A 20,874-nucleotide genomic window follows, 5' to 3' on the forward strand; every position below is an offset into this window, starting at 1 on the left:
GTATGGATGAGTTTTATTATAAGGAATGTATCATTATGTCAGCACTTAAATTCCCTTGTTCAATATTCAAAACACAAAGATGGATGGATGACTATAGTGCAGATGATATGCACTGTGGTGACTTATCAGAGACTCAGTTAAAAGCAGAGTTTAGTCTGATTGACGTCTCTTCCAGCGTTAACCCTTACACGTTGACCAAAATTACTCCATTTACCCAGCCACAATCAATGTTTTATGGCTCGCGCCAAGAAGGTGAAAAAATTACACGAGAGAAATGTGCCAAAATTCTTTTTGATGAATTTCGCTATCTTTCACAACTGTTCTCGATTTATGGGCCTTATAGTGATTTGATCACTGAGATGATCACTCATATGCAGAATAACAACGGTTCTGAATTTCGTAGTTTGAAACTAAATGCAGCATTGAAAGAGCAAATATTAAATGATAACTCTCCAGATAATAGTACTCGTTTGTTATTAGAGAAAGTCTTTAATCTAAATATAGATTGGGATAGGAAATGCTATCCGGCAGAGAAAGAAATTGATATGAATATCGCTATCCGTAAAGGAAAGCTTCCTAAGTTTGATAGATTTCAGGATGGTTTTAATGGGATGGGTATTACTGTACATGACACGTGGTCTACACATATTACATTAAAGTCTCTACAGATAGATAATGATCGTTATCACGCAACACTACATTATAAAGTCCAAGACCACTTCGGGCTAGATAATGGAGATATTTCAAATTTTAAATTTTCTCAATTTCGTTTTTTTCGTATATGGTTCGTTTTACAAAGATACAATAAATTTGGTTTTAAACCCTTCATGACGAATATGGAAGCTACTGTGGGAATTACAGGAGGGCGTAATGAAAGGAAAAAATAGTAAAATTAATTATACACTGTTAATCGCTTTTCTTAGCATATTTTTGTTCATTTTTTGGTTGCTAATGCGTTCTGCTGAAATCGTTGCAGTCCATGAGGTGGGAAACTCCAGCGATGTGTTGGTAATAAACTTTCCTTTTACCGATAAAGGTAAAATCAACTGGTGGTTAAAAAATAAAGAAAAATTAAAAATAAAATATAGTATTCCTAAGAAAGATAGTGACGGTCATTTTTCTATTGTGTTTTGGGATTTTTCTGGTGGGTATAAAGAGGAAGGTAAATATGACAGGTTATGTTTTGATGATATGAAAAATCAAAAAAACTGCATTGATAAAAACAGAGTATTTTCAGTTGAGACAGAGCGAAATAACGATATATTATTTACTCTTCATGATGGGGTCTATCGTATGAAAAAAAATGGTGAAATTGTTAACTTTAAGTATTAGTAAGGTCACTTCTCCGAACTCCTTGCAAAATAGTGTTAATCTTGGCTGCCTGACAATCAATTTTATCCAGACAGCCAACCCAATCATTCCTCCACCGTATAAAGCGACCGGCGTAACATCTCCAGCGGCTCCCATAATACAAAAGCGATCGCTTCTTTCACCCATTTATCACTGAGCATTAGTAGCGCGTAATTAAGCGCGAAGCATTGATCGCAGAGTTCCGCTGGTTCGAGTTCTACCTCATCAAACAGGCCGTCGTTGGCGGGCAATGCGTCGGGTTGATAATCCTCAGGGATGGGTAAATTCAGTGCGGCTTGCAAGGCTTTTAAATGGGTTTCCATCATCAGGCACAGCGTATGTTGCGCATGATGATTCTGCGGGCCAATCAGCGCATGCGCCAATAAACGGCAGCTGTCGCACAGCGACCAGGAATCGGGCAGGGCGTGAGTAGCGGATTTATCGTTATGCATGACTCACCCCGCGAAATGCCAGGATGATGCAAAAAATAGAGTGAGTAGTGGTGAGGGCCGTAGCCATGTGGCAGCCTCCTTCAGATAGGGTTAATGCTATCACTGGAGCTGCGAAACTGCCCAGGTGAGGTTCGCAGTACCGGCTCTGAAGGCTACCGGCCAGCCCGAAGGCTGCCCCATCTGAGCTACCATTGAAGCCTGCAAATATAAATCCATTTGCAATAGGTGTTCAAAGACAGTGGCACCTAAGCGCAGTATTAAACGCAGAGTGCCACCTTGAAGGTTACGGGGTGCGAAACCCGGCTGCGGATTTTGCCGCAGCGGCGCGACTATAGCGCATTCGATAGCGATTGACCAAATGCAGACCGTCTTTAGCTTTGGTGATGGAGTTCTCTGGGATTCCGGCGTACAGTCCCTCATTCAGATATCGAAAGACAGTCAACCAGAAATTCTGGCGTAGAACTCCAAGGAAAAGGAATAAAGTGATGCTAGAGCCAAAAGAAGGACTTCTGACATTTCGAGCAGAAGGAAACAACGATTCATCTAGTCAGTATCAAAAATGATAAAAAACACACCTAAGTTAATGCAATATGAAGGAAGCAGAGGGAGAATTAAGTACATTAAGGATAATATGAGATGAGAGTTTTTATAATATTATTAGTGACCGCATTCCCTTTATTGGTACATGCCAGTATTGAGAAATCAGACTCTATCGCTGATGATGGTAGTAACGTTTTTTATCAAAATAAAAATGTTAAGGATTGCTTAAAAACAAGCAGTATTCTTTCAGTTGTACAAAGTTGCATGTTACAAACTGCTGAAGAGACTAAAAATGATTATGAGAAAGAATACTCTGCATTTTTAAAAAAAATAAAAAACACCCCAAAAGATGATTTTTATCTTTTGAATTATAATGATTTCTTATCCTCAATCACTACTGAAAAAATGCAGTGGGATAATTATATTAAAGCAAAGTGTTTAGCCAGAGCCTATCTTTCTACTAAAGGAAGCTACGACTTTTACATCGTAAAAGGAGCATGTTTGACATATGAATATAGCGAAAGAGCTAGTTATTATATTCACTACCAAAAATTAAAAGATTTAGCGTCAGAATAAAATAGCACTTTTGTTATTTTAGGCCCTGTAAATAATTCTATGTAAACTGCTACCGTATTAAAAGTGATCACTCAAGTGGTCACCGAATTCGATAATAAAGTGATCCTACCCTCGTAGTGTGGACTCGGCCCTAAGCGAGGTTCTGGTTTTAGAGGGGGCGTAAAGAAGCGAGGGTTTTGCTTAGCCTTTCAGTTTATGCCTGTAACCAGTTAACCAAAAAACAAAAAGCCCGCTTAAGTTTCCTTAAGCGGGCTTCTCTAATTTGGCTCCTCTGACTGGACTCGAACCAGTGACATACGGATTAACAGTCCGCCGTTCTACCGACTGAACTACAGAGGAATCGTTTGAACGAGGCGAATAATAGCGATAGGGGACGGGCATGTCAAAGGGTTAAATTAAAAAAATGACTGTTTGATGACAGATTAGTCAACTTGTTGACTATTAAAGCAAATGTGGTCGTTTTGTCTCCAATTAATACGCATTAATGGATTATGTTAGCTAGCTGAGTTGCCCCAGCTAGCGATAAGCACAGATTAAATATCGGCGGTGTCACGTAAATATTGTCGGGCTTTGAGGGCATATTCGAGAGGATTGGCAATCGCCGGGTCTTGTTCTGCTTCAACTACCATCCAACCTTGGTAGCCGCTGCTGTCGAGCAGCTCGAATACCGGTTTAAAATCTATTACGCCATCGCCGGGTACGGTGAACATACCCAGGCGAACGCCGTCGAGGAAAGAGAGTTTCTCTTCTTTCACTCGCTGTAGTTTGCTGTCACGACAATCTTTTAAATGAACATGCTTGATGCGGGCGATGTGTTTTTCCAGTACTGCCATCACTGACTGCTGGCTGCGTTCCGAGCAGTAGATATGGCCGGTATCAAACAGCAAGAACACATTGTCATTGGTGGCTGACATAAAGCGGTCGATCTCGGCCGGGGTTTGGATGCCGGTGCCCATATGGTGATGTAAGGCGACAGAGATCCCTCGTGTAGCGGCAATCTCTGCCAGTTGGTTATAGCCTTCTGTGACGCGAGTCCATTCAATATCGCTAAACTCCGGCTTTTCGTCATATACCGCTTTGGTCGTCCCCTGAATGCTCATGCTCTGTTCTGAACAGCCAATCACTTTTGCGCCCAGGCTATATAAAAAATCCACCTGCTGGGTAAATTCATCCAACGTTTTTTGATGGTGACCTTTGGCAAAAAAAGTGCTGTGCCAGGCGTTACAGATTTGCAAACCGCGTAAATCCAGTGCTTTTTTTAACTGCGCAATATCACGAGGATATTTGTTGCCGACCTCACAACCGACAAAGCCCGCTAGAGCCATTTCACTGATACATTGCTGAAAGCTGTTCTCGCTGCCTAATTCCGGCATATCGTCGTTAGTCCAGCCGATAGGGGCGATGGCAAGTTTGATATGGTCTCTGTTCATGCGTTTTCCTTAAAGTCGTCTCTCAACTCAAAAGACAGGGTGAGTGTTGCTTGCAAATAATGGTTGGCACTTGAACGTGTTAGGGTAGTGAAGCCAATAGAATAGCCTTAACTTATGCAGGGCTTTTGACTATTGATAGTACTGATGAAATTAATGTAATGAATGGAATTAAAATTTCAAAATAAAACAATATGGAATTTTATTGATGTGTGATCTACCGCATCTTTACTCTGTAAAGCATGCTGTAACGGAGAGAATAGGGCGAAGAGAGAGATAATGCGTTGCCGCCAGACAGCGCTTGTTGACGGCAACCCTTAATAATAATCAGACTTTTTGTATGCTGCCAAAGACCAGACGGCCTTGGTGGAAGGTGGCTTTTACGGGGGAGATACGCGCAACGGCTTCAGCGGAGCAGCTGGCGTCAACCAGGATCATCTCTGCATTATCGTTTACCGCCGGCCACTGGCGTTTACCGCTGTCATCGAGTGGCAGCACATTGCCCGTCGCGATAGCTAAAGAGCGGGTCAGGCCGAACTCGTCAGAATTACCGTAAAGCTGCGCATAGAGGTTGGCCTTTTCCAGCATGCTGCCGGTGCCGAATGGCGACCAATGGTCAATCACGCTGTCGGTACCGGTCATGACAACGACGCCTTTCTCACTTAATTGCGGCAGTGGCATCGCCAATTTACCAATCGGTACGGTAGACGCCACGCTAAATTGTTGGCGTGCCAGACCGTCGATAACCGCATCGAGCTCGGCATCGTGCAAAGTCGAAAGCGCAAAACCGTGGCTCAGTGTCACTTTGCCTTGCAACTGCGGGTTTTGCTCGACGGTTTTTATCATATATTTCACTGCGGCGACACCTGCCGGTGACGTTTCATGTAGATGAATGTCCACGCCTTTTTGACTGTCTATTGCAATCTGGAACATGGCATCGAGCGATTTTTCCATCGCGCCATCAACGTTGGTCGGGTCTAGTCCCCCAACGTATTGCACACCCATTTGCATCGCTTCGCGCATCAGGCCGTCGACATGCGAATGCAATAAACCGTGCTGCGGAAAGGCAACAATCTCACAGCTAAAATCTGCTTTATGTTTCTCCAGCGCAATCTGCAAATGCTCCAGACTTTTCAGGCCGCTAACCGGGTCGATATTACAGTGGCTACGAGCAACGGTGGTGCCTTTTGAGTGCAGCAGGCCAATAATGGCTTCGGCATGCTCAACTGAGGTGGGCAGCAACTTAGGAATAAGCACTTGCTCACGGGCGATCATATCCATAATCGTTTTGCCTTTACGCGGCCTAGGGGCCTGCCATGGGCCGCCGTAAAAGGTTTTATCGAGATGAATGTGCATATCACGCGTGGCGGGGAGCAGTAATAATCCTCTGGCGTCAAAGGTGGGCAGCGTATTGTCGGCGGCGGTATTCGCGGGCTGGATAGCGACAATTTTGCCGTTATTAATCTCAAGCTGATACAGACTGGTTTTTGTCGCAATAACGGTCTCGCCTTCGCGTTCAAACCCGTCTTCCAGGCGGACATTACGTAGCAGGTAATGTGGCGCGTTAATGGATTTTATACTGTTGAGATCGGCACATTGCGTTGGCGGATTGTTGGCACGGATACTGATAGAGGCGGCCGATGCCATTGCCGAGGCCATCAGCGCACTGCCTGCCGTGAGTTTCGCGGTGTTAGAGAGAAAATTTCTGCGGCTTTGTTGGTGAATATTCTGCACGTCGATGTCCTTAATCCAGAAGATAAAAGCTTACATTGTCGATTCACCATAAAATAAGCGTGGCTGACTGGCTGCGATATTTACAACTGGCTGGCAGTGGTAAAATCAATAGCTAATTAAGGTGGCAAAATTGGCGTAGTTTCTCTGCCAGCGCTAGCTGAGCAGCTGTCGCATTGGGTCGGTAAAACAACGCTAATTCGATATTATCAATGCTTGGTAAGCCAGATTCACGACCCAATATACGGTGCTCGGGAAGCCGACAGCTCGCGGGCAGTAATGTGATGCCAAGACCAGCTGCGCTTGCGGCAACCAGTGCAGCAAGGCTGGCGCTGCTATAGCTAATACACCAGCTGCGGCCCATTGCATCCAGACTCTGGCATATTGTCTCGCGATATAGGCCGTTGAGTGGAAATAACACCAGCGGTAGCGGATCGCGTTCAAAGACCGGGAAATCGGCGCTATCCAGCCATAGCATCGGCTCGGGGCGAGCGGCATTAGGCTTATTGCCTTTGATCTGTTTAATCAGAATGATATCCAATTCCTCTCGCTGCCAGGCGCTACTTAATTCATGGCTTAAGCCGCTCGTGACATCCAAACGCAGCTGTGGATGCATACGACTAAATTCTGCCAACAGCCCGGTGGTTGCCGCGGCAAAATCCTCAGGAACCCCTAAGCGCACAATGCCATCCTGCCATTGACTAGAAAGGGCATCATGTGCCTCGCCGTTCAGGGCAATAATACGTCGGGCATAATGCAGCAGACGTTCGCCTTCTTCAGTAAGTTGAACCTGGTGGGAAGTGCGTTCAAGTAAGGCTTTGCCTAGCATCTCTTCAAGTTTACGTACTTGTTGGCTGACTGTGGATTGAGAGAGAAAAACCCGTTCACCGGCACGTGTAAAACTGCCGGTTTCACAGACGGCAACAAAACTTAGTAATTGTTGTGGGCTAAACATCGGATAGCGATTCATTTTTTCAATACTTATCGTGCTTGCATTGGATTTACCAATACTATCAATTTTGCTGTTAATGGCAAAAGCGCGCATTGGATTACGCTGAGCACAATATTTGAACCATATCTCAAAATGAAATTTTTATTCCCATTTGTGATTTTTTGAAAATAAAAATACTTATACTGACCTTATCCCGCATCTCGCTGGTCGCAGCGGGTGTGTATCGCTCTTCTCTCGGCTCAGATAAGGAAAACGCAATGGCATTGAATCTTGGCGTTATTGGCACCGGCGCAATTGGCCGTGAGCATATCCGTCGTTGTAGCAAGGTGTTGGTTGGTGCAAAAGTGGTAGCCGTTAATGATATCAACCACCAGAGTGCCGTTGATGTCATCACCAGCCTGCAGCTTGATGCGCAGGTGTATGACGATGCGCATGAATTAGTGAAAGCTAGCAATGTTGATGCGATTTTAGTCACCAGCTGGGGGCCGAGCCATGAAGAGTTTGTGTTAGCCGCGATTGCTGCCGGTAAACCGGTGTTTTGTGAGAAGCCATTGGCGGTCACCGCTGCAGGCTGTAAGCGCATTGTTGATGCCGAAATCAAACACGGCAAGCGCTTGGTACAAGTAGGATTTATGCGGCCTTTTGATCGCGGTTATCGCGCCTTAAAAGAGGTGATCGACAGCGGTGAAATCGGCGAACCCTTAATGTTGCACTGCGCCCACCGCAATGCCAGCGTTGCCGATACTTACAGCACCGACATGGCAATCGTTGACACGCTGATTCATGAAATCAACGTATTAAGCTGGCTACTTGATGATGACTATCGCACTGTGCAAGTGGTTTTCCCGCGCAAAACCAGTAAAGCGCTGGCACATCTGCGAGACCCGCAAGTGGTGCTATTTGAAACCCACAAAGGCACCCGTATTGACGTAGAAGTGTTTGTGAACTGCCAATACGGCTATGACATTCAGTGCGAAGTGGTCGGCGAAACCGGCATCGCCCGTTTGCCAGAGCCATCTTCAGTGCAAACCCGCAGCCAGGCTCGTCTGTCCACCAGTATTTTAACCGACTGGAAAGACCGTTTTATCGAAGCCTATGACATCGAATTACAGGCCTTTATTCACGATCTAGCGGCAGGCGAATTAACCGGCCCATCGGCGTGGGATGGCTATACCGCGGCGGTCACCTCTGATGCCTGTATTCTGGCGCAAAAAAGCGGGCAAATCGTGCCGATAGAGCTGCCGCAACGTCCGGCATTTTATGCACGGTGATGAATGACCAAGTCATTAGGATTTTTATGACTGAGGGATGCAGCATTGGTGCCGGTTCGGCCGCTTATCAGTTAAGTGGAATATATCAGCTTCACCGAACGCGCCCGGCAAGGGTTTTCAGGCAAAACCCTTGCACTGTATGTTCATAAGGACACGCCTTACGCTTAAGCTTGTCGGGTCGCGACTGCCCGCGTTCATGCCTTTGGCTTAACGGGGCGGCGGAGACGGTCGTCCCTGACCGGCTCCACCTAAATCCGCCGTCCGTGGCCAATTTCCCCTCACCAAAGTCATTCACTTGGCCGACAAGATGCGCTTGAAATTCAAAAGATTGAAGATCAACGTTGCAAGGTTATTCTTGCGCTTGTTAACTTCTTTTATGTCTTAATAGCTCATTGGATCATTGTCTGAGATTCGCCCCCGACTTTTTAATGGAGTAATACATTTTGCCGATATTTGACGCTTCTATCCCGGTACCAAAACTTAAGTCTGTACTTGAGCCGCAAACTTCTCGTCTGAGATTACGTCAATGGCGTGATGAAGATGTCGTTCCTTTTGCCGCGATGAATGCCGATCCTTTAGTGATGGAGCATTTTCCTCGAGTGTTAACCAGAGAAGAAAGTGATGGGATGGCTGAGCGTTGTCGGGCGCTGATTGCAGACCGTGGTTGGGGGATTTGGGCCGTTGAGTTGCAAGCAACCCATCAATTTATTGGCTTTGTTGGTTTGCATACACCGGGTTATGACTTGCCGTTCAACCCCTGCGTAGAAATGGGCTGGCGGCTTGCGAAAGAATTTTGGGGGCAGGGATTAGCCATTGAAGCCGCAAGAGAGTGCGCCAGAGTGGCATTTGAACAGCTTAACCTGGATGAAATCGTTGCCTTCACCACGTTAAGCAACCAACGTTCGCAAGCCGTCATGCAGAGGCTCAACATGACGCGCACCAACGAAAACTTCGCTCACCCCGCGGTAGATCCAGCCAGCCCGCTCAGTGAACATTGTCTCTATCGTTTAACCCGCTCAAAATGGCATGCTAGCCTTTAATACTTTTACCTGTATTAGTAGACCTTACTCGTTCTTTGACCTTCAATAGCGCATCTTATCGGCCAAGCGAACGAATGAGGCTAGGGGAAATCGGTCACGGACGACCGATTTAGGCTGAGCCGGGCAGGACGCCCGTCTCAGCCGACCCGTGGGGCCGAAGTAGTAAGCGCGGGCAGTCGCGCAGCGACCCGATAAGCTAAGCGAAGGCGCGGGATGCAAGGGTTTTCGCCCTAAAACCCTTGCCGGTCGCGTTCGCCAACGCCGATATATTGCAGTCTATTGGTAGGCGGCCGAACCTGCACAGGTGCTATATAGCAAGAAGATAGGTGCCTTGTTCTGCACTTATAAACGCCGCCTTAAGTAACGGCTATTTACTCTTAGTCTTTGACTTCAATAGCGCATCTTATCGGCCAAGCGAACGAATGAGGCCAGGGGAAATCGGTCACGGACGCCCGATTTAGGCTAAGCCGGGCAGGACGCCCGTCTCAGCCGACCCGACCGGCCGAAGCAGTAAGCGCGGGCAGTCGCGCAGCGACCCGATAAGCTAAGCGCAGGCGCGGGATGCAAGGGTTTTCGCCCTAAAACCCTTGCCGGTCGCGTTCGCCAACGCAGATATATTCCACTACGGTAATGAGCGACCGAACCTGCACGAATGCAACATAACATGCATTAATAATGATCCCCCGAGTGATAATTATTCACTGCTCCTCCCCAATACTGAGGCGCCAATTAACCCGCCCTGGTTAACAAACTTGCCAACCACTACCAACGGACTCGAATACCGATGCAAGGTGGCGAGCCGTACTCGCTTATCTAATTCGCTAATCAAGCCGGGGATCGAGGCTAATCCACCGCCGACGACGATTTTATCCGGGCCCAGAATATTGACCATCAGCGCCAAAGGTTCGCCAACCAACATTAGCCAGGCTTTGACGGTAATGTTGGCCTGCGCGGAGCCGTTTTCCCAATCCTCCACGATTTGATGGCTGGTGCGATGCTGCTGATGTAATTCTTGATGCAGACGCTCTAAGCCGCGTGCGCCGCCCAAGGTATCCAAACAGCCGGTTTGCCCGCAGCCGCAAGGTAAACGCGGAATTTTGTACAGGCGTTTATCGATAGTGAGCTCGGTGCGAGTAATTGCCGCATGGCCCCATTCACCGGTAACACCGCCTTGGCCGCGAATCAGGCGATTATTGATAACCAGCCCGCCGCCAACGCCGGTACCCAGTATTGCACCGATGACGATATTGCCGCCTTTCGCGTGACCGAGATGAGCCTCTGCCAGCGTGAAACAGTCGGCATCGTTGGCGACGCTGACCGGACGCTGCAATATTGCCGTCAGCTCCCGAGCAAAATCATGTCCGGCAAAGGCTGGAATATTGCTGGCCATCACTTCGCCACTTTGTGGGGAAACCAGCCCAGCAGTAGAGATAGCCAGCGGCGTTGTGGCCGGGAGGGAGGCGCCGAAATGTGCCAGTAAATCCTGCAATTTGGCGACGAAATCGCTCCAGGATTTAACCGACATATCCACTTTTGCCAACTCTTCAACGACACCCACTTGGCGCGACAGGCCAAACTTAATAAAAGAACCACCAATATCAGCACAAAAAACCGCTGTGCTATCGTTGACCATCATGAGCGCTTATCCAATAAATCACGCAGTCCATCGCCCAGCACATTAAAGCCGAGTACCGTCAGCATAATTGCCAGACCGGGGAACAGCGAAAGGTAAATATTGATACCAAGAAAATTCCGACCATCGCTCATCATTGTACCCCATTCTGGCATAGGAGGGGGGACGCCTAAACCGAGAAATGACAGGCTAGCCGCCGCCAGAATTACCGTACCGGCCGTCAGCGTGGATTGCACAATAATCGGGCCGATGGCGTTGCGTAAAATATAGTGCACCACGATGCGATACCAGGATAATCCCAGCGCCTGCGCCGCTTCGACATATTCCATACGCTTGAGACCCAAGGTCAAATTGCGGCTCAGGCGGGCGTAAACCGGAATAGCAAACAGCGAGATGGCTATTAGCAAATTAATTAATCCGCCGCCGAGAATACTGACCACTAAAATTGCCAGCACCACGCCGGGGAAGGCGAATAACATATCCATCACCCACATAATCACCAAATCCACATAGCGGCCTGCCATGCCAGACAGCACGCCGAGCGGAATGCCAATCAGCATGGCTAATCCGACGCTCAATACCACTTCAACAATGGAAATACGTGCACCGTAGATAACCCGGGCAAAAATATCTCGACCATAATCGTCAGTGCCAAACAGGTGATCGCTGCTTGGGGCCAGTAAGGTATTTAATAAATCCTGCGAATACGGATCATGCGAGGTTAACCAAGGGGCTAGCAGGCCGAGCAGCACAATGGCCGCAATAATAATGCCGCCAATGGTAATACTCGGATGTCGCCATAACCAGCGGCATAGCTGTGAAATACCAGAGCGTTTGGTCGGCGTCTGTGCGAAGGAGATGCTCATTAGTCGAACCTTATTTTAGGGTTAAGCACGGCAATTAATATCTCGCCCAGCAGGTTCATCACCACCACGCCGAACACTGCTACCAAGGCCACGCCTTGAATCACCGGATAGTCGCGATAGCGCACGGAATCCACCAGTAAGCGGCCAATGCCCGGCCAGTTAAACACCGATTCGGTGACCACCGCGCCGCCAACTAAACTGCCAAAGTTGAGCGCGACAATGGTCACGATAGGGATTAAGGCATTACGAAACGCGTGGCGGCAATAGATGTTAACGGCAGACAGGCCTTTGGCGCGCGCGGTACGGATATAATCTTCTGAGAGCACATCCAGCATGCTGGAGCGGGTCATGCGTGCCATCACCGCCATCGGCAAAACTGCCAGCGTAATGGACGGCAGAATGTAGCTTTTCCAGCTGGTTGCTCCCAGCAGCGGCAGCCAGCCTAAAGTCACCGAAAAATAGTTCATAGCCATCAGGCCGAGCCAGAAGTTGGCCACCGACGCGCCGGCAATTGCCAGCAGCATCACGCTATAGTCGAGCCAGCGGTTAGGGTAGATGGCGGCGCTCATCCCGGCAGGTACGCCAATAACAATCGCCAGCAGATAGGCCAGAACGGCCAGCGCCAGTGTATAAGGCATCCGTTCGCCGATCTCTTGCGTCACCGGCTGCTGTGATTGCAATGACTGCCCGAGGTTGCCATGCGCCACGTCTTTAACGAAATGCACATATTGGGTGATCAACGGTTGATCCAGACCTAAGCGAATACGCATATGATCTACCGCCTCTTGCGTTGCCTCGGGGCCCGCCATTAATCGGGCAGGATCGCCGGGCAGGGCGCGAATAGAAACGAAGATCATTATCGACACACCAATCAAAATGATCGGAAAGGCGAGGAGCTTTTTGGCGAGGTAGGCTTTCATGCCAGATATCCTGTATATACCCGTCATCCTTCGAGTTGCAGGGGGGTGGCTGCGCCTACCTGCAACTCGAAGGCTATTGGGTATAATAATATGAATTTGATGACAAAGTTGTCTGGTATATCGAGATAGCCGGGCATAGTACGCCTAGGGGCGCTCCGGCGGGCAAGCCGCTCCGACCCCAACGGCGTACTCTCCCTAATAACTCGCTTTGTCAGCCGTCTGAAATAGGGCGCGTAGTGACTTCTGTGCACCCTGATACATCAGCCTTTATGCGCGTCTTTGACTATCACATTGCCGCCGGGGATCATCCACACGTTAGAGATTTTGTCACCGGTAGCGAACAGGTCGTTCTGGTAATACAACAGCACTTGTGGTGCCTGCTGGTTAATTTCTTCCTGTGCTTGAACATAGAGTTTGTTGCGTGCAGTTTCATCTAGCGTCGAGGCCGCTTCATCCAATAAGTTGTCTAACTTGGCATCGCTAAAGAAGCCAAGGTTGGCACCGGTTGGGGCAAAGCTCTGCGTGGTGTACAGCGGGCGTAATTGCAAATCCGCGCCGTTAATGCCGGAAGACCAAGACGCCAATACTGCGCCGGTACCGTCCGCTTTCTTACCTGCCGGGTCGGCGAAGGCGGCTTTAGTCCACACGCCGCTTTCCATTTGGCGCACGTCAAGTTTCACTCCAATCTTGGCCCACATGCTTTGCAGCACCTGACCAATTCGTGCATCTGCGCCTTGCACCGCTATCGACATGGAGAAACCGTTCGGATAGCCCGCTTCTTTCAGCAATTCTTTGGCTTTCTCGATATTAAATGGATACGGATTGAGGGTTTTATCATAGCCAGGCGTCACCGGTGCCAGCGGTGAATTCGCCGGGGTCGCGTAGCCGGACATAATAGCGCGGACTAATCCGTCTTTATCGGTGGCAAAGTTTAATGCCTGGCGGACACGTACATCATCTAACGGTTTTAATTGTGTATTGAGCGCCACCCAAAATACTGAAGCACCCTGACTTTCATGTAATGTGAATTTAGGATTATTTTTAAGTAATTTAGCAAACTGTGGTGGGACTGGATTGATAACATCCGCTTCGCCAGCTTGTAATGCCATATTCATGACCGAAGGTTCTACGCTCCAGGTCCATTTAATATCTTCAGGTCCGCTGGATTTCCCCCAATACCCCGGATATTTCTCTTCCAGCACATACTCCCCGGTTTTATATTGCACCAGTTTATAAGGACCGGTACCCACCGCTTTACTGTCTAACGTTCCGCTTTTATCTGCCGTTGGGCTAACCATTAAACAGGGGCCGCTGGTTAATAGTTTTAAGAAGGCTGGATAAGGTTTTTTAAGTTTGAACTGCACGGTGCTGTCATCGATTTTGCTAACGCTATCGATAAACGTACGCAGGCGTCCGCTGGCGGCTAATCCACGTTTTACATCAAGGTGACGGGCAAAGTTAGCGACAACGGCGTCGGCATTAAACGGTGTGCCGTCGTGGAAAGTCACGCCGCTGCGCAGCTTGAAGGTCCATACCAAACCGCTGGCATCGCTGCTCCAGGAGGTTGCCAGCGCCGGTTCTAGCTGCAAATTTTCACCAATCTTAATCAATCCTTCATACATCGGGTCCAGCACGGTGCCGGTAAAGGTCGCGGTCTGATTACCTGGGTCCATGCTGCGCGGTGCTTCGTTTTGCATCACCGTCAGAGTGGCGGCATAAAGCGGGGTGCTGAGCACCGCCAGTAATGCCGCACTGAGAAGCGTTAAACGCCGGGTTGCCCCGGTTTTGTTGAAACCGTTCATATTAAATCCTCTGCCGGTGAATTAATTCATACCCGTCATACTTCAAGTTGCAGGGTTGTTGGCTGCTCTCGTTCACCCCAGTCACTTAGTTATCTAAGCTCCTGGGGACTCTCTCGATTGCCGCCTACCTGCATCTCGAAGTCTATTGGGTTTATATGAAAAACTTATTGTTAGTTTTTAGGTCAATCAGGGAAATAATGTTAATAAGACAAATTTTATCTATATAGATATCGTGAGTCTTGTCACAGCTCTCTTATTACAAGCGTCTTTTAAGTCTTCCTCTGATGAATCCTTGCGCTTACTACATTGATTTTTATTTTTCACTTTGTCTATAAGTGCTCGCCACTTATTTCATACAAAATACTTATAGTGTGATGTTTGGTTAATTTTTTAAATTAAATGGGCTTGATGAGGAATGTTTTAGGGATTACTGTCTTTAAGCCTTAGAGCCTATCCCATTAGGGCTATTTAATTTGTCCTGTTGAACCTGGGCAGTGCTCGAAATCCTCACGTACTGCGTGTACGTTCCGGTTTCTGTGCGCTGTCCGTGTCCAACATGCCAGCAACAATAACGCCTACTGGGATAGGCCTTTACCCTTTATCTAACGTTCGGAATATTCATGCTCAACGCAATACAGCAGCAGATTTTAGGTGCGATTAATGCCGCCGATGGACTGAGCCGAACCGAATTGGCGCAGCGCTGTGGCCTGAGCAAAGCGGCGATGAGCGGCATTGTGCGTGAGATGCTTGAGGCCGGTTATGTTCAAGAGTCCGCTATTGTCGCCGGACAAGGGCAGGGGCGACCCTCGGTACTGCTGCGCATACGAGCCGAAGGGGCGTATTTTATTGGCGTTTCGCTGCTGCAAGACCCGGCGCAGCTGGTATTAATTAACCTCAATGGCGACATCTTATCCCGCGCGTCGTTCCCGCTAAGCCGCGAACCACAGCAGTTGGCGCAATCTATCGCGGAGACCTTGCCGTTGTTGCTTACCTCCCATCCGCAGATTGCCAGCCAGTTGATAGGTATGGGCGTCACCTTGTCCGGTTTTATTGATGAACATCAGGCTGTTTGCGTGCAATCCGCCTTGCTCGGCTGGCGAGATGTGCCGTTGGCCCGCATTATTGCCGATGCGACCGGGATGGACGTATTTATCGAAAACGACGCCAAGGCGTTGGCCGTTAACGAGAAGCGCTTTGGACTGGCGCGAGATCTCAATACTTTCACGTTGGTTAGCCACGGCGCGGGCATTGGTAACGCCCATTTTATCGGCGGAAACTTGCTGCGCGGTCTGCACGGAGGGGCGGGCGAAATCGCTCACAGCACGATGGAAGTCAACGGTACGCCGTGTCGCTGTGGCAAACGCGGTTGTCTGGATACGCTGGCATCTGTCAATGCCATCCTGGAAATGGCGCGTGAAGAAGGCTTGTCGATTAGCACGCTGGCCGAGCTTGAACAGCTGGCGATGAGCGGTTCAACGGCCGCTACCCGTATTTTGCATCGCGCAGGTTCCGCATTGGGCCTGGCGATTGCGCATCTTATTCAAATTATTGACCCGGATTTGATCCTCATTGCCCACCAGCAACAGGCCTTCGACGGTCTATTGGGTACTGTGGTGCTGCAATCTATCGAGGCCAACGTGTTGCCTGGGATTGCTGGACAAACGCCGGTCAGAACCTTTTCTATCAACCAAGACACTTGGGCACGAGCGGCGGCCAGTATTGCCGCGCACCGGTTTCTTAATGGCCTGAATACTCACTGAGGTAACTATGCGTATAGCCGTCGGCGGTATCCATATCGAATGCAGCACTTACAACCCCGTTCTGAATGAAGAGAAAGATTTTCGTATTGTGCGTCAGGCTGAGTTGCTGGCGGCACCCTATTTCCAGTTTTTAAAAGACTATCCGGCGACATTTTTGCCAACGGTTCACGCCCGCGCAATCGCCGGTGGTCCGGTGTCTCGCGCCACCTATGACAAGTTAAAAACGGAAATGCTTGATGGCTTGCGGGCACATCTGCCTTTTGATGGGCTTTATCTGGCGATGCACGGTGCCATGTATGTTGAAGGGATGGAAGATGCCGAAGGGGATTGGATTGCCGCCGCTCGCGAGCTGGTCGGTGATGAATGCCCAATCTCTGTTAGCTACGATTTACATGGCAACGTATCGCAAAAAATTATCGATGCCATCGATATGTTTTCTACTTATCGCACCGCGCCGCATATCGATGTGCAAGAAACCATGCAGCGTGCGGTCAGCATGCTGGTTAAGAGCCTGCAAACCGGGGTGAAACCTGTGCTGCTGTGGTCGCCAATTCCGGTGGTATTACCGGGTGAACGTACCAGCACGGAAGACCAACCGGCGAAAGATCTCTACGCCAGACTGCCAGAGTCAGACAAAGTAGACGGCGTGTGGGACAGCTCCTTGATGGTCGGTTATGTCTGGGCTGATGAACCACGCGCGACTGCTGCGGCTATTTTTACCGGCACCGATGAGGCGGTATTACGCCAGCAGGCGACACAATTAGCGCAGGCTTACTGGGATGCACGTGATGATTTTGTTTTTGGCTGCCCGACCAATACGCCGCAGGCTTGCGTGGCGCAGGCCATTGCCAGCCCAACGCATCCAGTAGTGTTGGCCGACTCTGGCGATAATCCGACCGGCGGCGGCGTAGGCGACCGTGCTGACCTGTTGGCAGAACTGATTGCCCAGCGTGCCGATGGCGTGATTGTGGCGGGTATTACCGATGCTGCTGCCACTGAGGCCGCCTTTAACGCGGGCGTTGGCGCTACGCTCAATCTGATCGTGGGCGCATCGCTGGACCCCTCCAGCCCGCAGGTTAGCGCCGCATTTAGCGTGTTGCGATTGGTGGATTCAGCGATTGCCGCCGAGCGTCAGGCGGTACTGCGTGTTGACGGCATTGACCTGGTGGTGTCCGCGCGTCGCCGTCCATATCACAACATTGCTGATTTCACCCTGCTGGGGCTGGACCCGCATCGGGCGAAAATTGTAGTGGTGAAATCGGGTTATCTGTCACCGGAGTTAGCACCGATTGCCAATCCAAACCTGATGGCACTGTCCAATGGCGTGGTCGATCAGTTTGTCGAACGCCTGCCGCGTCTGCGTAAAACACGTCAGACGTATCCGTTTGATCAAGGTTTCAGCTTCGTGCCAGAGGTATTTCTTTCTGCTCGCAGCCAGCCAAAAGCGTGATGTTCAGGAGCCAGCATGAATAGCAAACAGACCGCGCCGGTACTCAAAGTCGACAATCTGACCACCTCGTTTCGCGGTGAGGACGCCTGGTTGCCGGTAGTACGTAACTTATCTTTTGAGGTGTTCCCTGGCGAAACGTTGGCGATTGTCGGCGAATCCGGTTCGGGCAAGAGCGTCACGTCGCTGTCGATTATGCGGTTGCTCAAAGCGCGTAGCAGTAAAATCGACGGCACGGTCACCTTTAATCAACGCTCGCTGCTGGCTCTTTCTGAAAAACAGATGCGTGAGATCCGCGGCAATGATATAGCGATGATCTTCCAGGAACCGATGACCTCACTGAACCCGACCTTTACTATCGGGAGGCAAATTGCCGAAACTTTGCAAACGCATCGGGCGATGTCATCGGCGCAGGCACGGGAAGAAACCGTGCGCCTGCTGGAAAAAGTCCGTATTCCTAACGCGGCGGCACGCTTTGATGAGTATCCGCATCAGTTCTCCGGCGGCATGCGCCAGCGGGTGATGATTGCGATGGCATTGGCGTTAAAACCTAAGCTATTGATTGCCGACGAGCCGACTACCGCGCTGGATGTGACGATTCAGGGGCAAATTCTCGATTTGATTAAAACCCTGCAAGAAGAAGAGGGCATGGCGGTACTGTTTATCACTCACGATATGGGCGTGGTGGCTGAAATCGCCGACCGCACCTTAGTGATGTATCGCGGTGAGATGGTCGAAAGTGGTGATACCGCCACGCTGTTCGCGGCGCCGCAGCACCCTTATACCCGCGCGCTGCTGGCGGCGGTGCCGCGATTAGGTTCGATGCGTGGTCGCCAATGGCCGCTGCGCTTTCCGATTTACGATTTGCAAACCGGTGTTGCCACGCCGCCGGTTGAAGCCGCGGCACAGATGGCACAGCAAGACAAACCGCTGCTGTCGGTAAAAAATCTCAGCGCGCGCTTCCTGGTATTAGGGGGGATTTTAGGTCGGCCGGTTGGCGCGGTGCACGCCATTGAAAATATCAGCTTTGACTTATTCCAGGGCGAGACATTATCGCTGGTGGGGGAGTCGGGCTGCGGCAAGTCGACTACCGGACGCGCCATCACCCGCTTGCTTAACCCACACGCCGGGCAGATTAATTTTGACGGGCAGGATGTGTTAAATCTGGGGCGTCCGCAGCTGCGTTCGCTGCGTCAGCGGGTGCAAATGATTTTCCAGGACCCCTTTGCCAGCTTGAATCCACGGATGAAAATCAGCGAAGCACTTATAGAGCCGATGTTACAGCATAAGCTGGCCAACAAATCCCAAGCGCTAGAAAAAGCGGCGGCGTTAATGGAAAGAGTCGGCCTGTCCGCCGATATGATGCGCCGTTATCCGCATGAATTTTCCGGCGGCCAGCGGCAGCGTATCTGCATCGCTCGCGCCTTAACGTTAGACCCCAAAATGATTGTTGCCGATGAATCCGTCTCGGCGCTGGATGTGTCGGTCAAAGCGCAGGTGGTCAATTTATTGCTCGATTTGCAAGAGAGCATGAATCTGTCTTATCTGTTTATTTCCCATGATATGGCGGTGGTCGAGCGCGTCAGCCATCGGGTGGCGGTAATGTATCTGGGGGAGATTGTCGAAATCGGCCCGCGGGCAGCGATATTTGATCACCCACAGCATGCCTATACGCGCAAGCTAATGGCTTCGGTGCCAGTGCCAGATCCGGCCCGACGCGGATTAAAACGGCATTTAGCCGTCGATGAACTGAAAAGCCCGGTGCGGCCACTAGGTTATCAACCGCCGACCCGACAGTATCATGAAGTTAGTACGGGACATTGGGTATTGGCCGAGGGATAGCATATATAGGGCGGGAGTTTAATTCCGCCTTTCATCATCGGCCTCACCAATAGATTAAATTCGTCAACTCGCCACCTAAAGTGAATCGTTCCCCGGCTGATTGTTATAGAATGCCAGCTCTGTTGCCTTAAGAGTTCACTTTTTTCTTAAAAATGGAGTGAAATCTGCACCGGTTTTTTTTTGTGAGTTACCGTTTTTTCAGGAGTTGTCATGTCTAATCAGTTCCCAAATTCCCGTATGCGCCGCCTAAGACAGTCTGAATCTCTGCGCACCTTATTCCAGGAAACCGAATTCAGCGTTAATGATCTTGTCTTGCCTATCTTTGTTGAAGAAGAGACTTCCGAATACGCGGTGATTGAAACGATGCCCGGCGTACTGCGTATTCCTGAGTCAAAACTGGCCTTCGAGATTGAGCGTTATGCCCGTGCTGGCATCAAATCCGTGATGACCTTCGGCATCTCTCATCATATGGATGCTACCGGCAGCGATACCTGGAATGAAAATGGGCTGGTGGCACGTATGGCGCGGATCTGTAAAGACACCGTGCCAGAAATGATCGTCATGTCCGATACCTGCTTCTGCGAATATACCTCGCACGGCCACTGTGGCGTATTGCACGACCACGGTGTGGATAACGACGCGACCTTAGTTAACCTCGGCAGACAAGCGGTGGTTGCGGCGGCAGCCGGTGCCGATTTCATCGCGCCATCGGCGGCAATGGACGGGCAGGTTCAGGCTATCCGCAGCGCGCTGGATGCCGCCGGATTTATCGATACTTCAATCATGGCGTACTCGACTAAATTTGCGTCTTCTCTGTACGGGCCATTCCGCGAAGCGGGCGGTAGCTTGTTGCAGGGCAACCGTAAAAACTATCAGATGAACCCAATGAACCGTCGCGAAGCGGTGCGCGAATCTTTGCTCGATGAAGCGGAAGGCGCAGATGCACTGATGGTGAAACCAGCGGGCGCTTATCTTGACGTGATTAGCGATGTGCGCGCGGCATCCCGTTTACCTCTGGCGGCTTACCAAGTGAGCGGTGAATACGCGATGATTAAATTCGCGGCGCAGGCCGGTGCCATTGATGAACATAAAGTGGTACGCGAAACGCTGGGGGCGATTAAACGCGCCGGTGCCGATATTATTCTGACCTATTTTGCGATGGATATTGCCCAAAACGGCATCTAATCGTTTTGATGCGTCATAATCAACCGGGCTGAGGTCCGGTTTTTTTTTGCTCAAAGTCAGCGAATGTTTACTGTGCTGCA

General features: G+C 49.8%; 18 protein-coding genes and 1 tRNA gene. 9 read left to right on the forward strand and 10 right to left on the reverse strand.

All coding sequences use genetic code 11. The annotated features are described in order from the left end of the window. The first annotated feature begins 35 nt into the window (after positions 1–35). Positions 36–887: a YPO3983 family protein gene (locus ACL9RG_RS00910; RefSeq protein WP_422790688.1), complete on the forward strand. Its 852-nt coding sequence runs from the start codon at positions 36–38 to the stop codon at positions 885–887. Next, positions 871–1,332, forward strand: a complete 462-nt coding sequence (locus ACL9RG_RS00915) for a DUF943 family protein (protein ID WP_422790689.1) — start codon at positions 871–873, stop codon at positions 1,330–1,332. The genes ACL9RG_RS00910 and ACL9RG_RS00915 overlap by 17 nt, the downstream gene beginning before the upstream one ends. A gap of 83 nt (positions 1,333–1,415) precedes the next feature. Here the strand turns inward: ACL9RG_RS00915 and ACL9RG_RS00920 are convergent, their stop codons facing one another. Both ACL9RG_RS00920 and ACL9RG_RS00925 read right to left on the reverse strand, forming a co-directional pair. Then, the gene (locus ACL9RG_RS00920) at positions 1,416–1,802 is read right to left on the reverse strand and encodes a hypothetical protein (RefSeq protein ID WP_422790690.1); all 387 of its coding nucleotides are present in this window, start codon (positions 1,800–1,802) and stop codon (positions 1,416–1,418) included. 99 nt (positions 1,803–1,901) lie between these two features. Further along, positions 1,902–2,222 (reverse strand): ash family protein, encoded by a 321-nt coding sequence (locus ACL9RG_RS00925; protein ID WP_422790691.1) that lies wholly within the window; start codon positions 2,220–2,222, stop codon positions 1,902–1,904. Between the two features lie 216 nt (positions 2,223–2,438). Here ACL9RG_RS00925 and ACL9RG_RS00930 point away from each other — a divergent pair, with 216 nt between their 5' ends. Then, positions 2,439–2,918: a hypothetical protein gene (locus tag ACL9RG_RS00930; RefSeq protein ID WP_422790692.1), complete on the forward strand. Its 480-nt coding sequence runs from the start codon at positions 2,439–2,441 to the stop codon at positions 2,916–2,918. A gap of 263 nt (positions 2,919–3,181) precedes the next feature. Here the strand turns inward: ACL9RG_RS00930 and ACL9RG_RS00935 are convergent. From ACL9RG_RS00935 to ACL9RG_RS00950, 4 genes are all read right to left on the reverse strand, one after another. After that, positions 3,182–3,257 (reverse strand) — tRNA-Asn (locus ACL9RG_RS00935). A gap of 194 nt (positions 3,258–3,451) precedes the next feature. Then, positions 3,452–4,348, reverse strand: a complete 897-nt coding sequence (gene iolE, locus ACL9RG_RS00940; protein ID WP_422790693.1) for a myo-inosose-2 dehydratase — start codon at positions 4,346–4,348, stop codon at positions 3,452–3,454. 324 nt (positions 4,349–4,672) lie between these two features. Continuing rightward, on the reverse strand, positions 4,673–6,079 hold the full coding sequence (locus ACL9RG_RS00945) for an amidohydrolase family protein (protein ID WP_422790694.1): 1,407 nt from the start codon (positions 6,077–6,079) through the stop codon (positions 4,673–4,675). Between the two features lie 112 nt (positions 6,080–6,191). Continuing rightward, positions 6,192–7,046, reverse strand: a complete 855-nt coding sequence (locus ACL9RG_RS00950; protein WP_422791157.1) for a LysR family transcriptional regulator — start codon at positions 7,044–7,046, stop codon at positions 6,192–6,194. Positions 7,047–7,285: 239 nt separating this feature from the next. Between ACL9RG_RS00950 and ACL9RG_RS00955 the strand changes: the two genes are divergently transcribed. Together ACL9RG_RS00955 and ACL9RG_RS00960 are read left to right on the forward strand one after the other, a co-directional pair. Beyond that, positions 7,286–8,299 (forward strand): Gfo/Idh/MocA family protein, encoded by a 1,014-nt coding sequence (locus tag ACL9RG_RS00955; protein WP_422790695.1) that lies wholly within the window; start codon positions 7,286–7,288, stop codon positions 8,297–8,299. 443 nt (positions 8,300–8,742) lie between these two features. Next, a complete protein-coding gene (locus ACL9RG_RS00960) occupies positions 8,743–9,339 on the forward strand; it encodes a GNAT family N-acetyltransferase (RefSeq protein ID WP_422790696.1) in 597 nt (198 codons plus the stop codon). A 694-nt stretch (positions 9,340–10,033) separates the two neighbouring features. Here the strand turns inward: ACL9RG_RS00960 and ACL9RG_RS00965 are convergent. From ACL9RG_RS00965 to ACL9RG_RS00980, 4 genes are all read right to left on the reverse strand, one after another. Then, positions 10,034–10,975 (reverse strand): ROK family protein, encoded by a 942-nt coding sequence (locus tag ACL9RG_RS00965; RefSeq protein ID WP_422790697.1) that lies wholly within the window; start codon positions 10,973–10,975, stop codon positions 10,034–10,036. Beyond that, positions 10,972–11,838, reverse strand: coding sequence for an ABC transporter permease (locus ACL9RG_RS00970; protein WP_422790698.1), 867 nt, complete (start codon positions 11,836–11,838; stop codon positions 10,972–10,974). The genes ACL9RG_RS00965 and ACL9RG_RS00970 overlap by 4 nt, the downstream gene beginning before the upstream one ends. Next, positions 11,838–12,758 carry an ABC transporter permease gene (locus ACL9RG_RS00975; protein WP_422790699.1) on the reverse strand — a complete coding sequence of 307 codons (921 nt, stop codon included), beginning with the start codon at positions 12,756–12,758 and terminating at the stop codon, positions 11,838–11,840. Before ACL9RG_RS00975 ends, ACL9RG_RS00970 begins: the two co-directional genes overlap by 1 nt. 260 nt (positions 12,759–13,018) lie before the next feature. Next, complete coding sequence (locus ACL9RG_RS00980) at positions 13,019–14,560, reverse strand: ABC transporter substrate-binding protein (protein WP_422790700.1); 1,542 nt, start codon at positions 14,558–14,560, stop codon at positions 13,019–13,021. Between the two features lie 620 nt (positions 14,561–15,180). Between ACL9RG_RS00980 and ACL9RG_RS00985 the strand changes: the two genes are divergently transcribed. The 4 genes from ACL9RG_RS00985 to hemB all read left to right on the forward strand — a co-directional run bounded on the left by ACL9RG_RS00985 (position 15,181) and on the right by hemB (position 20,794). Next, positions 15,181–16,320, forward strand: a complete 1,140-nt coding sequence (locus ACL9RG_RS00985; protein ID WP_422790701.1) for an ROK family protein — start codon at positions 15,181–15,183, stop codon at positions 16,318–16,320. Between the two features lie 7 nt (positions 16,321–16,327). Beyond that, positions 16,328–17,770 carry a M81 family metallopeptidase gene (locus ACL9RG_RS00990; protein ID WP_422790702.1) on the forward strand — a complete coding sequence of 481 codons (1,443 nt, stop codon included), beginning with the start codon at positions 16,328–16,330 and terminating at the stop codon, positions 17,768–17,770. Positions 17,771–17,785: 15 nt separating this feature from the next. Beyond that, a complete protein-coding gene (locus ACL9RG_RS00995) occupies positions 17,786–19,609 on the forward strand; it encodes an ABC transporter ATP-binding protein (protein WP_422790703.1) in 1,824 nt (607 codons plus the stop codon). A 210-nt stretch (positions 19,610–19,819) separates the two neighbouring features. Continuing rightward, positions 19,820–20,794: a porphobilinogen synthase gene (gene hemB / locus ACL9RG_RS01000; protein WP_422790704.1), complete on the forward strand. Its 975-nt coding sequence runs from the start codon at positions 19,820–19,822 to the stop codon at positions 20,792–20,794. Positions 20,795–20,874: the final 80 nt, after the last annotated feature.

The sequence above is a fragment of the Rouxiella sp. Mn2063 genome, from assembly GCF_049319665.1.
In the GTDB taxonomy this organism is placed as follows: domain Bacteria; phylum Pseudomonadota; class Gammaproteobacteria; order Enterobacterales; family Enterobacteriaceae; genus JBMOUD01.

What these genes read in the sequence shown, in the direction of transcription:
- ACL9RG_RS00925 (WP_422790691.1), bottom strand. Translation starts at nt 2,222, where the DNA reads ATGAGGGACTGTACGCCGGAATCCCAGAGAACTCCATCACCAAAGCTA.
- hemB (WP_422790704.1), top strand. Translation starts at nt 19,820, where the DNA reads ATGTCTAATCAGTTCCCAAATTCCCGTATGCGCCGCCTAAGACAGTCT.
- ACL9RG_RS00915 (WP_422790689.1), top strand. Translation starts at nt 871, where the DNA reads ATGAAAGGAAAAAATAGTAAAATTAATTATACACTGTTAATCGCTTTT.
- ACL9RG_RS00955 (WP_422790695.1), top strand. Translation starts at nt 7,286, where the DNA reads ATGGCATTGAATCTTGGCGTTATTGGCACCGGCGCAATTGGCCGTGAG.
- ACL9RG_RS00965 (WP_422790697.1), bottom strand. Translation starts at nt 10,975, where the DNA reads ATGATGGTCAACGATAGCACAGCGGTTTTTTGTGCTGATATTGGTGGT.
- ACL9RG_RS00995 (WP_422790703.1), top strand. Translation starts at nt 17,786, where the DNA reads ATGAATAGCAAACAGACCGCGCCGGTACTCAAAGTCGACAATCTGACC.
- ACL9RG_RS00975 (WP_422790699.1), bottom strand. Translation starts at nt 12,758, where the DNA reads ATGAAAGCCTACCTCGCCAAAAAGCTCCTCGCCTTTCCGATCATTTTG.
- ACL9RG_RS00980 (WP_422790700.1), bottom strand. Translation starts at nt 14,560, where the DNA reads ATGAACGGTTTCAACAAAACCGGGGCAACCCGGCGTTTAACGCTTCTC.
- ACL9RG_RS00920 (WP_422790690.1), bottom strand. Translation starts at nt 1,802, where the DNA reads ATGCATAACGATAAATCCGCTACTCACGCCCTGCCCGATTCCTGGTCG.
- iolE (WP_422790693.1), bottom strand. Translation starts at nt 4,348, where the DNA reads ATGAACAGAGACCATATCAAACTTGCCATCGCCCCTATCGGCTGGACT.
- ACL9RG_RS00950 (WP_422791157.1), bottom strand. Translation starts at nt 7,046, where the DNA reads ATGAATCGCTATCCGATGTTTAGCCCACAACAATTACTAAGTTTTGTT.
- ACL9RG_RS00970 (WP_422790698.1), bottom strand. Translation starts at nt 11,838, where the DNA reads ATGAGCATCTCCTTCGCACAGACGCCGACCAAACGCTCTGGTATTTCA.
- ACL9RG_RS00910 (WP_422790688.1), top strand. Translation starts at nt 36, where the DNA reads ATGTCAGCACTTAAATTCCCTTGTTCAATATTCAAAACACAAAGATGG.
- ACL9RG_RS00930 (WP_422790692.1), top strand. Translation starts at nt 2,439, where the DNA reads ATGAGAGTTTTTATAATATTATTAGTGACCGCATTCCCTTTATTGGTA.
- ACL9RG_RS00985 (WP_422790701.1), top strand. Translation starts at nt 15,181, where the DNA reads ATGCTCAACGCAATACAGCAGCAGATTTTAGGTGCGATTAATGCCGCC.
- ACL9RG_RS00990 (WP_422790702.1), top strand. Translation starts at nt 16,328, where the DNA reads ATGCGTATAGCCGTCGGCGGTATCCATATCGAATGCAGCACTTACAAC.